General features: G+C 71.7%; 12 protein-coding genes and 1 pseudogene. 7 read left to right on the plus strand and 6 right to left on the minus strand.

Going from position 1 to position 12,720, the window contains the following annotated elements; genetic code table 11:
* Positions 1 to 136: 136 nt before the first annotated feature.
* Complete coding sequence (gene argF, locus NQO67_RS37835) at positions 137 to 1,153, plus strand: ornithine carbamoyltransferase (protein ID WP_255955019.1); 1,017 nt, start codon at positions 137 to 139, stop codon at positions 1,151 to 1,153.
* A gap of 640 nt (positions 1,154 to 1,793) precedes the next feature.
* Positions 1,794 to 2,567, plus strand: a pseudogene (locus NQO67_RS37840) (GH12 family glycosyl hydrolase domain-containing protein); the annotation flags it as partial.
* Positions 2,568 to 2,762: 195 nt separating this feature from the next.
* On the opposite strand, the gene NQO67_RS37845 reads toward NQO67_RS37840, so the two are convergent.
* From NQO67_RS37845 to NQO67_RS37855, 3 genes are all read right to left on the minus strand, one after another.
* Positions 2,763 to 3,269 (minus strand): ATP-binding protein, encoded by a 507-nt coding sequence (locus NQO67_RS37845; protein WP_374119264.1) that lies wholly within the window; start codon positions 3,267 to 3,269, stop codon positions 2,763 to 2,765.
* 367 nt (positions 3,270 to 3,636) lie between these two features.
* Complete coding sequence (locus tag NQO67_RS37850; RefSeq protein WP_255955021.1) at positions 3,637 to 4,413, minus strand: IclR family transcriptional regulator; 777 nt, start codon at positions 4,411 to 4,413, stop codon at positions 3,637 to 3,639.
* A gap of 52 nt (positions 4,414 to 4,465) precedes the next feature.
* Positions 4,466 to 5,848, minus strand: a complete 1,383-nt coding sequence (locus tag NQO67_RS37855) for an MFS transporter (RefSeq protein ID WP_255955022.1) — start codon at positions 5,846 to 5,848, stop codon at positions 4,466 to 4,468.
* A gap of 70 nt (positions 5,849 to 5,918) precedes the next feature.
* Here NQO67_RS37855 and NQO67_RS37860 point away from each other — a divergent pair, with 70 nt between their 5' ends.
* From NQO67_RS37860 to NQO67_RS37870, 3 genes are all read left to right on the plus strand, one after another.
* Positions 5,919 to 6,857: a 2-hydroxyacid dehydrogenase gene (locus NQO67_RS37860; RefSeq protein WP_255955023.1), complete on the plus strand. Its 939-nt coding sequence runs from the start codon at positions 5,919 to 5,921 to the stop codon at positions 6,855 to 6,857.
* A gap of 325 nt (positions 6,858 to 7,182) precedes the next feature.
* The gene (locus NQO67_RS37865) at positions 7,183 to 7,653 is read left to right on the plus strand and encodes a hypothetical protein (RefSeq protein WP_255955024.1); all 471 of its coding nucleotides are present in this window, start codon (positions 7,183 to 7,185) and stop codon (positions 7,651 to 7,653) included.
* Positions 7,654 to 7,911: 258 nt separating this feature from the next.
* The gene (locus NQO67_RS37870) at positions 7,912 to 8,994 is read left to right on the plus strand and encodes a hypothetical protein (RefSeq protein ID WP_255955025.1); all 1,083 of its coding nucleotides are present in this window, start codon (positions 7,912 to 7,914) and stop codon (positions 8,992 to 8,994) included.
* Positions 8,995 to 9,048: 54 nt separating this feature from the next.
* Here the strand turns inward: NQO67_RS37870 and NQO67_RS37875 are convergent, their stop codons facing one another.
* The gene (locus tag NQO67_RS37875) at positions 9,049 to 9,405 is read right to left on the minus strand and encodes an arsenate reductase family protein (RefSeq protein ID WP_255955026.1); all 357 of its coding nucleotides are present in this window, start codon (positions 9,403 to 9,405) and stop codon (positions 9,049 to 9,051) included.
* 251 nt (positions 9,406 to 9,656) lie between these two features.
* Here NQO67_RS37875 and NQO67_RS37880 point away from each other — a divergent pair, with 251 nt between their 5' ends.
* Positions 9,657 to 10,445 carry an SDR family NAD(P)-dependent oxidoreductase gene (locus NQO67_RS37880; RefSeq protein ID WP_255955027.1) on the plus strand — a complete coding sequence of 263 codons (789 nt, stop codon included), beginning with the start codon at positions 9,657 to 9,659 and terminating at the stop codon, positions 10,443 to 10,445.
* Between the two features lie 85 nt (positions 10,446 to 10,530).
* On the opposite strand, the gene NQO67_RS37885 is transcribed toward NQO67_RS37880, so the two are convergent.
* Positions 10,531 to 10,872, minus strand: a complete 342-nt coding sequence (locus tag NQO67_RS37885; protein WP_255955028.1) for a hypothetical protein — start codon at positions 10,870 to 10,872, stop codon at positions 10,531 to 10,533.
* A 31-nt stretch (positions 10,873 to 10,903) separates the two neighbouring features.
* Positions 10,904 to 11,515 carry a zinc-binding dehydrogenase gene (locus NQO67_RS37890; protein WP_255955030.1) on the minus strand — a complete coding sequence of 204 codons (612 nt, stop codon included), beginning with the start codon at positions 11,513 to 11,515 and terminating at the stop codon, positions 10,904 to 10,906.
* Positions 11,516 to 11,845: 330 nt separating this feature from the next.
* Between NQO67_RS37890 and NQO67_RS37895 the strand changes: the two genes are divergently transcribed.
* Positions 11,846 to 12,601: a FadR/GntR family transcriptional regulator gene (locus NQO67_RS37895; RefSeq protein WP_255955031.1), complete on the plus strand. Its 756-nt coding sequence runs from the start codon at positions 11,846 to 11,848 to the stop codon at positions 12,599 to 12,601.
* Positions 12,602 to 12,720: the final 119 nt, after the last annotated feature.

Genomic DNA, 12,720 nt, shown 5'->3' on the forward strand with positions numbered 1-12,720 from the left:
CGTGGTTCCTCTGGGTGATCCCGGCCACTGGTCGGGGTCGGAGGGGCGGTCTCGGGGCTGCGCCAAAGATAGGGGGTGCATAGAAATGCTGAGTAACGTATATACTTTCACCCTTCGATCACCTCAGGAGCACCCCATGGCGACTGTCCCGACCAAGCTCATCGGCCGCCACTTCATCAAGGAGCTGGACTACACCGCCGAGGAGTTCCACGGTCTGCTCGAGCTGGCCGCTGAGCTCAAGACCGCCAAGCGGGCGGGGAACGAACCCCGGTATCTGCATGGCCGGAACATAGCGTTGATCTTCGAGAAGACCTCCACCCGCACCCGGTGCGCCTTCGAGGTCGCCGCCGCGGACCAGGGTGCCTCGACCACCTATCTCGACCCGTCCGGCTCGCAGATCGGGCACAAGGAGTCCGTGAGGGACACCGCGCGGGTGCTCGGTCGGATGTTCGACGCCATCCAGTACCGCGGGGACAGCCAGGCGAACGTGGAGGAGCTGGCCTCCTACGCCGGGGTGCCGGTCTACAACGGTCTGACCGACGACTGGCACCCCACCCAGATGCTGGCCGACGTGCTCACGATGGTGGAGCACGGCAGCCGGCCCGTCACCGATCTGAGCTTCGCCTACCTCGGTGACGCCCGCTTCAACATGGGCAACTCGTATCTGATCACCGGCGCCCTGCTCGGCATGGACGTCCGGATCGTCGCCCCCGAGGCGTACTGGCCGAATCCCGAGGTGGTGGCCGAGGCCCGCCGCCTCGCCGCTTCCAGCGGTGCCGTCGTCACGCTCACCGAGGATGTCGCGGAGGGGGTCCGGGGCGCCGACTTCGTCGCCACCGACGTCTGGGTCTCCATGGGCGAGCCGAAGGAGGTCTGGGGCGAGCGCATCGCCGCGCTCCGGCCGTACGCGGTGACCATGGACGTACTGCGCGCCACCGGCAACCCGGACGTGAAGTTCCTGCACTGCCTGCCGGCCTTCCACGACCTCGGTACCCGGGTCGGCCGTGAGATCCACGAGCGGCACGGCCTGGATTCGCTGGAGGTGACGGACGAGGTGTTCGAGTCCGCTCACTCGGTCGTCTTCGACGAGGCGGAGAACCGTATGCACACCATCAAGGCGCTCATGGTCGCCACGCTCGCCGGCGCACCCTGACCGGCGATCGATGATCCCCGTGCCGGCTGGCCCGACCGGCCGGCAGCCGGGTCGATGCGGTTCGCCATGGGTTGGCGTGATCCGCTCCCTTTGCGGCACATCCGGGATGCGGCGGGCGGTGCGTTTGCGAAGGCGAGCGTTGGCCGGCGTTCCGGAGCGTCTCCCGGCCCGGTCCGTGCGCGAGGCGCGTGAAGTGTGCGAAGTGCGCGCCTTGGGACCGGCGCCCGGTCGCGGCTCCGCGTGTTGGGCAACGTTCCTCGTCAGGAGCGTGCCCGACCCTTTGCCGGGTGGTCGGACCTGCCCGCGGTGGGCCTGACGAGTCCCGGTGCCCGGCCTCCTGACGGCCCTTGCGAACGATCTTCCTGGACGGCCCCCTCGCCTGCGGATCTGCTGCAAGATCTGCGGACCGTCTTGCCACAACCCCCAACTGCCCCCTACAGTCCGGCACCGGGAGAGTTTGGGAGCGCTCCCATGGCGCGCAGGGAAGCTTCCGAACCTCAGCCCGACATGTGCGCCCCAGATGTACGCCCCACCTGTGCGTGAGAGCCCCAAGCCACTTGCGCACGCCTGCTCCACTCGCTCCACCCGTTCAACCCCGGTTCCCCCCACGCTCCCCCACTTCATTCGAAGGGACGACCGAATGAACCCCCTTGCTCGTGCGACACGCCCCACACGTGCCGCCCTGGCCTCGCTGGTCCTGGCCGTGGGTTCGCTCACGGCCGTGGCGACGACGACGGGCTCCGCCCACGCCGACACCCAGATCTGTGAGGCCTACGGCACGACGACCATTCAGGGCAAGTACGTGGTCCAGAACAACCGTTGGGGCACGAGTCAGGCCCAGTGCATCAACGTCACCGGCAGCGGCTTCCAGGTCACCCAGGCCGACGGGTCCACCTCGACGAGCGGTGCCCCGAAGTCGTACCCGTCGGTCTACAACGGGTGCCACTACACCAACTGCTCGCCCGGCACCAACCTGCCCAAGCAGATCAGCCAGATCGGCAGCGCTCCGAGCAGCGTGTCCTACACGTACGTCAGCAACGCCGTCTTCGACGCGGCCTACGACATCTGGCTCGACCCGCAGCCGAAGAAGGACGGGGTGAACCAGACCGAGATCATGATCTGGCTCAACCACGTCGGCCCGGTGCAGCCGGTGGGCTCCCAGACCGGCTCGGCGAGCGTCGGCGGCCAGAACTGGGCCGTGTGGACCGGCAACAACGGTGGCAACGACGTCGTCTCCTACGTGGCGTCCTCCCCGATGTCGAGCTACAGCTTCGACGTCAAGGAGTTCATCCGGAACGTGATCAGCCTCGGCAAGGCCCAGGACTCGTGGTACCTCACGAGCGTCCAGGCCGGGTTCGAGCCGTGGGAGAACGGAGCCGGCCTCGCCGTGAACTCCTTCTCCTCGAGCGTGAACTGATCGACATGACCACGGGCTTCGGGCGCCCGCCTGCGCGCTGAAGCCCCTTCCGCCGGGCCGCCGACGGGCCGCCCGGCCCCGCCCCTGCCCCGCCGCTCCGCATCCGGCCGGGCAGGGGCGGCCATGTGTCCGGCAGCTGTCCGGCGAGCCCCGGCGGGTGCCGGCGGGCCGCCCCTCTTCCGATGAGCCGGTCTACGCCGGACGCTGCTGCTGCCGGGGCAGCGACGAGAGGGTGAACCACACGGCCTTGCCCGACTCGGTGGGGCGGTGCCCGCAGGCCGAGCTGAGGGTGCGCAACAGCAGCAGCCCCCGGCCGTGCTCCTGCCACGGGTCCGGCGCCTCGGAGGGACCCGGCAGGCCGAGCTCCCCGGGCGGCACGGGGTCACCGTCGTGCACCTCGACGTGGCAGCCGCCCGGCAGTATCCGGACGACCAGCTCTATGGGCCCGCCGGTCACGGTGTGCTCCAGCGCGTTCGCGACCAGCTCGGCGGTGAGCAGCTCCGCGGTGTCGCTGTCCGTGGGGCGCCCGGTCGGCCCGGGGCGCCGCTCGTCCGCCAGCGCTCGGCGCACCAGCGTGCGGGCGACCGGAACGGCGGCCCTGTCACGCGGCAGGGCCAGGCGCCAGACGGTCTGAACAGGTGGTGTGTGCACGACGGAACATCCAGGAGAAAAATACGGACCGATCCATGGCCGAGCCATCTTTCGGCCTTGTGCATGGTACGGGGGGTATGGGAAAACTCTCCCGGCGGGTCCGGTTCGACTGCTCTGACCTGCGTTTTCAGGGCGATCGTCAGGCGTGTCGACGATCATGTGTGGTGCGGTGGTGACCATCGGGTGAAGCCGTGGCGACCGTCGTGCACCGCCGCTGTGCCCGCCGATCGCACGGGCTCGGACGGTGTCGTGGGCACGCTCTGCGCGGGTGTCGTCGTTGTCGCCGTCGCCGTCGCCGTCGCCGTCGCCGTGTGCGGTGCGCCCCGTAGCGCGCCTGTCGCTACGGGGCGTGTCCGCGGTGTCCGCGGTGCGTGGAACCGGTGGTGCGTGGGATCGGTGGCGCCGGCGCTGGGCCTCAGACGTCCATCCGCGCCGCGATCTCCTCCACGCACGCCTGCAAGGCGGGCACGTGCGCGTGCAGCTCATCGGTTCCGGTGAGCACGACGGTCGCGCCCAGCGACACGGCCAGGAGCGGTGCCGGGCCACCGGAGCCGGCCGGGGTGGGCACCGCGGCGGCGATGGAGCGGACCCCTATCTCGTTCTCCTCGTCGACGTCCGCCCAGCCGGTGAGCCGGACCCGGGCCAGCTCCTCGCGCAGCTCCTGGGGGTCGGTGCGGGTGTGCGGGGTCACCGGGACCAGCGTGCCGGCGAGCAGGTCCTCGCGCGCACGCTCGGGCAGCGCCGCGACCAGGGCCTTGCCCAGCGCGGTGGCGTACCACGGGTTACGGGTGCCTTCGGCGCTGCGCAGCTGGAGGTGCTGGGTGCCCTGCACGGTGAGCACCAGCACGACGTCCTCGCCGTGCAGCACGCCCGCGATGGCCGGCAGCCCGGTGGCCGCCGCGAGCCGGCGCATCGGTGCCGCGGCCGCCGAGTAGCCGGCCGGGGAGCGCTGGAAGCCGCGGGACAGCTCCAGGACCCGGATGCCGAGGGAGTAGCGCCGGGCGCCCTCGTCGTAGGTGACGAACCGCTCGGCCGCCAACCGGCCCAGCAGCCGGTGCGCGCTGCTGACGGGCAGCGCGGCAGCGCGGGCGGCCGCGCTGACGCCCAGTCCGTCGGGGTGGTCGGCCAGCACCGTCAGCAGCCGAAGGCCGCGGCCGAGCATGTCGTCTCCGGCCGGCCTGGCTTCTCGCACGATTCGCGCCCCGGATCCTCCCGGCGTCATTGCCACCCCCGTGCCCTTCCCCTCATCGCCCGGCCGTCGCCGAGCGCTGCGGCTTCACCGTACCGGCAGCGCGCCCCGCGTCGCCCGGCTCCCGGACCGCCAGCGTCAGCACCGCGGAGGCCAGGGCGCACACCGCCATGAAGGCGAACGCGCCCGCGTCGCCCAGCGAGGTGCCGCGCACCCAGCCGACCAGGTAGGTGCCCGCGAACGAGCCCAGCGCACCGAAGGAGTTGACCAGCGCCACGGCCGCACCCGCCACACCGCGCGGCGCCAGCGTCGAGACCAGCGCGAAGTACGGCCCGTAGGGCGCGTACAGGCAGGCACCGGCCACGACCAGCAGGGCGAAGGCCACCGGGAAGTGCGGTCCGGCCGCGTACGAGGCGAACAGGGCGATGCCGCCGCCGGCCAGCCACGGCCACACCGCCGCCCTGCGCCGTCCGCTGCGGTCCGACTGGCGGGAGTTCAGCAACATCACCAGGGTCGCGACGGCGTACGGCACGGCGGTGAGCAGTCCGGTGGCGCCGATCCCCTCACCGGAGCCCTTCTTCACGATCGCGGGCAGCCAGAAGATGAAGCCGTACATGCCGAACGACCAGAAGAAGTACTGCGCCGCCATGATCAGTACCGGCTTGGAGCGCAGCACCTTGCGGTACTCCTCGCGCAGCGGCCCGGCCAGGCGGGGCGCGTTGGCGCGCTCCTCTTCCAGGGACTGGCGCAGCGCGTGCCGTTCGCTCTCGGCCAGCCAGCCGGCGTCCTCCGGGCGGTCCTTGATCAACCAGAGGCAGGCCACGCCCCAGAGCATCGACGGCAGTCCCTCGGCGACGAACATCACGCGCCAGTTCGACACCTCGATGAGCCAGCCGGACAGCGCCGAGAGCCACATGACGGTGACCGGGTTGCCCAGGATGAGGAAGGTGTTGGCGCGGCCCCGCTCCCGGTGGGTGAACCACCGGCTGAGCAACATCACCAGCGACGGCAGTACCGCGCCTTCCACGATGCCGAGGCAGAACCGCACCGCGATCAGCTGCCCCGGGCTGCTCAGCAGACCCTGGAGCACGGCGAGCAGCCCCCAGGCGATCGTCGAGAAGGCGATCAGACGGCGCGCGCTGCGCTGCTCGGCGTAGATCGTGCCGGGAATCTGGAAGAAGAAGTAGCCGAGGAAGAAGGACGCGGCTATCAGCGAGTCGAGTCCCGCGGACAGATGCAGGTCGTCCGCCATGCCACCGGCCGACGCGATCGCGTAGTTGGACTTGTCGAGGTAGGCGAGCGAGTAGGTCACGAAGGCGACCGGGATGAGGTACCGGGCACGCGACGAGCTCCAGAAGCCACCGCCTTCCGCGCTCCCGGCGGCGCCGGAGGAAGTGGGGGACGCGGGCGGACCGGGAGAAGGCGACGGCGTTGTCATTCCTGCCTCTTTCCGTCAGGTGGAAAATGTTTCACTAGACGGGATGTGACGTTACGAGAAGGAGCGCCCGATGACCAGAGCCAATCTCGACGTGCTGATTCCCTGGCCGGACCTGGCGGTGCGGCACGGCAGCTGGCCGGACGGCCTGGGCGTGCACGTCTGGGACGCTGTGACGCCGGACTCCGAACCGGACCAGGAGGTGCTGGACCGGATCGGGCTGTGGGTGATGCCCTACGGCGTGGGTGGCGCCGAGCGGTTGCTGGAACGGCTTCCTGCGCTGCGTGCCGTGCAGTCGCTCAGCGCCGGTGTCGAGAGCCTGGAGCCGCTGCTGCCGGCGGGCGTGCGGTTGTGCAACGGCCGTGGTCTGCATGACGCTTCGACGGCCGAACTCGCCCTCGGGCTGATCCTCGCCGCCCAACGGGAGCTGCCGCACTGGGCGGCCGAGCAGGCCGCGGGGCGCTGGGCACCGCACCGCACCCGCTCGCTCGCCGACAGCCGGGTCGCCGTGATCGGTTACGGCTCCATCGGCTCCGCGCTCGCGACCCGGCTGCGGGCCTGCGAGGCCGAGGTCGTCCCGGTGGCGAGCCGTGCCCGGCCGGACGAGGGGGTGTACGCGGTGAGTGATCTCACAGCGCTGCTGCCCGACATCGACGTCGCGGTGCTGGTGCTGCCCGAGAACGCCGCCACCGTCGGGCTCTTCGGCGCGAAGCAGCTGGCCGCGCTGCCGGACGACGCCCTCGTCGTCAACGTCGGCCGCGGTCGCACCCTCGACACGGACGCCCTGCTCGCGGAGGTGGCGACCGGCCGGTTGCGAGCGGCCCTCGACGTCACCGACCCCGAGCCGCTACCGGCCGGGCACCCGCTGTACACGGCGCCCGGCGTCTTCATCACCCCCCACGTGGGCGGCGGTTCCGCCGCTTTCCGGCCGCGCGCCGAGCGGCTGATCGTGGCCCAGGTGCGGCGCTGGGCGGCGGGGGAGGAGTTGCTGAACCCGTTCCCGCGGGGCTGAGCCGCGGCGAAAGGGCGCCCCGGCGCGCGGTGCTGCGCGGGTGGTGCGGTGCCGTGGGCGGAAGCGCCGTGCGCCCGGCGCCGTCACGCCGTCCTGGTGCGTCCGGCCGGGTGTCCCGACGCCGCGGCCGGGCCGACGGCGTGTCACGTGGCCTGCCAGGGGCGTCTCCTGCCGGACCGGCGTGGCGTGCGAGGTGCGGGTTGGCCCGGTCGGCTCTGCGGGTGCCACACGTTCGACATTCCCGACATGACAGTCCGTGGGTGGGTCAGTACGTTCAGTCACAGGCCGGTTCTCTGCCGGCGTCTCTGCAACAAGGAGAAGTGACATGAGCAAGCGTTATGTCGCCGTGACCGCAGCCGCTGTCGGCGCGGCGGCTCTGGCTGCCACCGGCATCACCTATGCCTCGGCCGCTCCCACCACGAAGGAGGCAGCCCCGGTCGCCGAGGCTGCTCCGGTGGCGGTTCCCATGGGGGGCGACAGCGGACGGCACGAGGAGGAGAAGGAGAGGGGATTCATCCACTTCAACGAGCGGACCTACTCGGCCGACCCGGGTGGCTGCGTCACCGTGGTGAGCGGTCTGGGGTCTACCAGCTTCAACGTGCGTAATGACAGCAAGAAGACCGTTGAGGTCTTCACCGGAGCCACCTGCGACAACGGCGCCCCGATCGCCACCGTCGGTCCGCACAGCTCGGCCAACGGCGTCGTCACCGGCACCGTCATCGGTGGCGTGATCGTCCCCGGCGGCGTCGTCGGCAGCTTCCGCGTGGTCGACAACCACGAGGGCGACAGGTACTGACCGCGGCACTTCCCGCTCATGGAACCCCGGCCCGCCGCAATCGGGCCGGGGTTCCGGCATAGGGGGCGGCCTTCCGGACCCGGCCGGCCGCTTCGCGTGGCGCCGTGCCGCGTGCACCGCGCCACCCCCGCGACCGGTGTCCGAAGGTGTGGTCCGAGGGGGACGATACTCGCGGTGCCTCCGGGCGGGGTCGACATGGAGGCCTTGCGGCGGCTCAGCGCTGCCGCATTCCTCCATTCAGGGAAATCGGCAGATTATATGCGCGTCATCTGCGCGTCCCTGTCGGAATGCATGGGCCGGGCGGCCACCATGGATGCACTGCCCGCCGACGATGAGAGCGCCATGACACGGTTGCCCACTTTCTTCAGACAGTCGAGGAACTCGGCTGACGCGGCGCTGTCGCGGCGACTGGAGGAAAGCATCGAAAGCGCCGGCTACTGGGTGCAGAGAATGCCGAGGGAAGCCGCTCGCCTGGCGCGCCGAGCCCGCGTGTGCACCGTCGCCGCGGCGGTGCTCGCCCTCCTCGCCGGCCTGCTGGTCTGGCCGGTCATCGCCGAATCGTCGCAGCTCACGGCACAGGTACTGCTGTCCGCCCTCGCCGGTCTCGCCGCACTGGCCTGCGTCGCGCCGCATCTCATGGGCCTGGCGGACCGCAGCGACGAATCCATCAGACTGTGCGCCACGTACGCGACCATGTACCGCGAACTGCTGGACACGAAGACCATGCTCAACGATGGATCGATCAAGGATCCGTCCCATGTGGCCGATATTCTCGGCCTGTTCGATCGCATCCATGCCCGCAACGGAAAACTCGCACTTCCGGCGGGGACGGAATCCGCGGACGACGCGCCCGCCGGGCCTTTTGCGCTGGAAGGCGGGCGGCCGGAAGAGCATCCACCGGACCTCGCGTGGCGGGAGCCCGCTGAGCCGTCGATGCCGCCGGAGACGTCGCACACCCGGCCGGCGGTGGCGCCGGCGGGCATCGACGCCCAGGACCTCCTCGCCGCACTCCTCCAGGCGCTGACCAACGGTCACTTGGAGGTGCAGCAGCGTATGCCCGCCATTCACGTGTACCGCCGGTTCCCCTTCCGGGCGCGCATCAGGCGCTCTGGTCGAACGCTGCCGGGCGGGACGCGGGTGCTGCTGGACCCGTCCAGGATGCGGATCACCGGGGACGGCCGGCCCGCTGGTGCGGGATTCGTGGACGACGACGGTGGGGTATCGGGCGCGGGCGTACGCCTGTTGCCCGGATCGCCCGGATCGCCCGGATGGCGCGGATCGCCCGGCGCACCCCGTGTGCTCGACGGTTCGACGAGCGCCGCCCCGTACGCGTCCGTCTGAAGGATCGGCGGCCGGCCTGCACGCGCGCTGGGCGCCGAGCGGGGGTGAGCGCCGTCAGGGGAGGATCGAACGGACCGCTTCTTCGGAGCGTCCGATCACGGTGGTGCCGTCGTCCGCGGTGATGATCGGCCGTTGGATGAGCGCCGGGTGGGTGGCCAGGGCCTCGATCCAGCGGTCGCGGGTCTCCGGTGCGCGCTCCCAGCCCGCCAGGCCCAGCTCGGCCGCCACCGACTCGCCGGTGCGGGTGATGTCCCAGGGCTCCAGGCCGAGCCTGGCGAGGACGTCCCGCAGTTCCTGCGCGGTGGGCGGCTGCTCCAGGTAACGGCGCACGGTGTACGAGGCGCCCTCGGCGTCCAGCAGGGACAGTGCGGAGCGGCACTTGGAGCAGGCGGGGTTGATCCAGATCTCCATGGACCTCGGTCTCTCGGTCTCTCGGGGGTTCTCGGGTTCTCGGTCTCTCGGGGCGACGCATGCCCGTGTGCGGCATGTGGCGGACGACGCCCGCAGGTTATCGGTGTGGAGGCCGGGCGGGGTACCGGTGGGCGGGTCGCCGGGGGGACGTGACCTTGGCCGCAGCGGAGCCCGCGCCTTTGAACTCTCGCCATTAATTCATATTTAATATCGGCTGTCCCTCAGGCCACCGTGATCCGCCGGAGTCCCCCGTGAGCACACCTCTCCCCGCCGCGCCGACAGCCGCGGCACCCCGATTCGACGGCCGGTGCGCCCTGGTCACCGGGGGCGCCTCCGGTATCGGAGCGGCGACCGTGCGGCGGCTGGCCGCCGAAGGCGCGGGCGTCCTGATCGCCGACGTCGACCGGGACCACGGCGAAAGCCTGGCCGACGAGGTGCGGAGCGTCGGGGGGCGGGCCCACTTCCAGTACGGCGACGTCTCCGACGAGACCTCGTGGGACGAGCTGGTTGCCGCGGCACACCGCACCTTCGGCCCCGTCGCCATGCTGGTCAGCAACGCCTACACGGTGCGGGTGGCGCCTGCGGACGCCATCGATCGCCAGGAGTGGGACCGGCAGCTCGGGGTGTCCCTCACCGGCTCCTTCCTGGGGGTGCGCGCCTGCCTCGACGATCTGCGCGCGACCGCCGGAAGCGCGGTGCTGGTCTCCTCCGTGCACGCGCTCATCGGCCTGCCCGGACGGCCCGCGTACGCCGCCGCCAAGGCCGGGCTGACCGGCCTCACCCGCCAGTTGGCGGTGGAGTACGCCCCTCGGGTGCGGGTCAACGCCGTCCTTCCCGGCCCCGTCCTGACCCGCTCCTGGGATGGCATCGACGCGGGTGACCGCGAGGCGAGCGCGCAGCAGACGGCGACCGGCCGGCTCGGCCGGCCGGAGGAGGTCGCCGGTGCCATCGCCTTCCTGCTGTCGGAGGACGCCTCGTTCGTCACCGGCACCTCGCTCGCCGTCGACGGTGGCTGGAGCGTCTACAAGACCTCGTCCTGACGGCGGGTGCCGAGAGCACCGCGGGCCCCGCCCCTTACGGAGGCGGGGCCGTCGCCCTACGGATGCGGGCCCTTCGCCGACCGGATCAGGGCCCGATGGTGGTCCGGCCCGCCACCGGCGCGGGTCCCGCCCACTCGTCGGGGCCTGACCAGCCCTGGGGCGCCGGCCACGTCTTGTCACCACCCCAGTTGCGCCAGTCGCCCAGTTCGCCGTCGTGCGCCCCGACCGCCGTCGGGTCGAGCGCGGCGCAGTCGTCGGCCAGGAGCGTGTCGGACCGGTACAGGAACTCGCTTCCGTCCAGTCGCGCGGCCAGGATCCGGCCGCCGAGCTGCGGCGCGAGCACCGGGGAGAGGCGCTCGTTGGCGAGGTCGACGACGGTGGGGCCACCGGCCCGACAGGACTGCGCGCGCACGCCGCCGCTGGTCATATGGGGTCTCCTCAGTCCTCGAACGTGGCCGTCAGTCCTCGAAGACCAGGCACACCTTGCCCGCCGCCCGACCCGCTGCCGCCTCGTAGGCTCGATCGGCCTCGGACTGCGGGAAACGGTCGCTGACCAGCTGCTCCGGGTGGATCTCCTGGCGGGCCAGCAGCTCGGCCAGCCGGGTCATGCCCTGGACGGAGGTGACCCAGGAGCCCGAGATCAGCGCCTGCTTGTGGAGCACGTCGTCGGAGACGTCGATCGTCATGTCGCCGCCTTCGCCGACCAGCGCCAGCCTGCCGCGTGTCCGCAGCGCCTTGAGGGCCAGGGAACGGGCCGCCGCGTTCCCTGAGCAGTCGACGGCGGTCTCGACACCGGTGCCGCCGGTGAGCCGTTCGACGGTCTCCAGGGGTGCGTCGCGCGAGTCCAGCACCTCGTCGAAGAGGCCGAGCCCACGGGCCCATTCGATGCGCTGGGGCACCACCTCGGCGCCGTACACGGTCGACACGCCCAGCGCCCGCGCCACCATCGCGGCCGCGGCGCCGACCGGGCCGAGCCCGGTGACCAGCAGCCGGTCGGCGCCGCTGACGGCGATCCGGGTCAGCGCCTCGTACACGGTCCCGATGCCGCAGGCGATGAACGCGCCGTCCACGAACGTCAGCGGCTCGGGGAGCGGAACGCAGGTGTTCTCGTCGGCGATCAGGTAGGGGGCGTGACCACCGTCCCGCTGCCAGCCGTACGCGTGACCTGCGTCCCTCGGGTCTCGTGGGATGCCGAGGGACGGGCTGGGTAGGCCACGTCACGGCACCGTGCCCGTCTTGCGCGGTGCCGTGACGGGCTGGTTCGCGCAGTGTGTGCGGGGTCGTGCGTCCGGGCGCCCCCTGCGCATCCGCCGCCGCGTTGCAATGATCTTTTCTTGGTCATAAGAATTGCCGCGCGGCACGGCCCACGTCGTGGCCGTGCCGGAAGGGAAGAGGCGCAGATGGTGTTGTACGCGGGCCGGGGCGTGCACGGGCAGGTGGTCGAGAGCCTCGGCTACCGGATCGTCTCGGGTGCGGTGCGCGAGGGCGTGACCCTTGATCCGCGCGCCTTGGGGGAGGAACTGGAGGTCAGCCTCACGGTGATCCGTGAGGCGTTGAAGGTGCTGGCGAGCAAAGGACTCCTCGCCGCGCGCCAGAAGCGGGGGACCTTCGTCCTGAGCCGCGCGGACTGGAACATGCTGGACTCCGACGTCATACGGTGGCGGGTGGCCGGCGGCCAGGGGGAGTCACTGCTGCGGGACCTCGCGGAGGTGCGCGCGATCGTGGAGCCCGCGGCGGTGCGGTGCGCCGCCCTCCGCCGCTCGGAGGACGACCTCGCCGTGCTGGAGAGCACGCTTCAGGACATGGCGGCGGCGGGTGACGACGCCCACGCGGCCGTGACCGCGGACACGGCGTTCCACCGCAGGCTGCTGGCCGCCTCGGGCAACGAGATGCTCACCGCCCTGCACCAGCTGATGGAGCCCGCCCTACAGGCGCGCGACAGCATCGTGCACACCACGCACGCGCACACCGGCGACCCCGTCCCCAGCCATCGCGCCGTGCTCGACGCGATCCGGGACGGCGACGCCGACCGCGCAGCCGAAGCCATGGTCGGTCTGCTGGCCAAGGCGTCCGCCGACTTCGACCTCGCGGTCCGCAGCGGCCCGCCGGCCGACGCCACCACGGCGCCACCGGCCGCTCCCGCACCCACCAGCTGACCCCGCGCGCACCCCTCCGCGCCCCTCGCGCGCCCACATCCGCGCGCCCCGCCCTCCGCACACCACACGGCTCGGCACCCACGCACTCCGCCCGACCGGCACGCAGGCCGGTCGGGCGG

This window comes from Streptomyces odontomachi, from assembly GCF_024435355.1.
Taxonomy (GTDB): Bacteria; Actinomycetota; Actinomycetes; order Streptomycetales; family Streptomycetaceae; genus Streptomyces; species Streptomyces odontomachi.

What these genes read in the sequence shown, in the direction of transcription:
- NQO67_RS37865 (WP_255955024.1), top strand. Translation starts at nt 7,183, where the DNA reads ATGAGCAAGCGTTATGTCGCCGTGACCGCAGCCGCTGTCGGCGCGGCG.
- NQO67_RS37875 (WP_255955026.1), bottom strand. Translation starts at nt 9,405, where the DNA reads ATGGAGATCTGGATCAACCCCGCCTGCTCCAAGTGCCGCTCCGCACTG.
- NQO67_RS37860 (WP_255955023.1), top strand. Translation starts at nt 5,919, where the DNA reads ATGACCAGAGCCAATCTCGACGTGCTGATTCCCTGGCCGGACCTGGCG.
- NQO67_RS37885 (WP_255955028.1), bottom strand. Translation starts at nt 10,872, where the DNA reads ATGACCAGCGGCGGCGTGCGCGCGCAGTCCTGTCGGGCCGGTGGCCCC.
- NQO67_RS37895 (WP_255955031.1), top strand. Translation starts at nt 11,846, where the DNA reads ATGGTGTTGTACGCGGGCCGGGGCGTGCACGGGCAGGTGGTCGAGAGC.
- NQO67_RS37870 (WP_255955025.1), top strand. Translation starts at nt 7,912, where the DNA reads ATGCGCGTCATCTGCGCGTCCCTGTCGGAATGCATGGGCCGGGCGGCC.
- argF (WP_255955019.1), top strand. Translation starts at nt 137, where the DNA reads ATGGCGACTGTCCCGACCAAGCTCATCGGCCGCCACTTCATCAAGGAG.
- NQO67_RS37845 (WP_374119264.1), bottom strand. Translation starts at nt 3,269, where the DNA reads ATGGCTCGGCCATGGATCGGTCCGTATTTTTCTCCTGGATGTTCCGTC.
- NQO67_RS37855 (WP_255955022.1), bottom strand. Translation starts at nt 5,848, where the DNA reads ATGACAACGCCGTCGCCTTCTCCCGGTCCGCCCGCGTCCCCCACTTCC.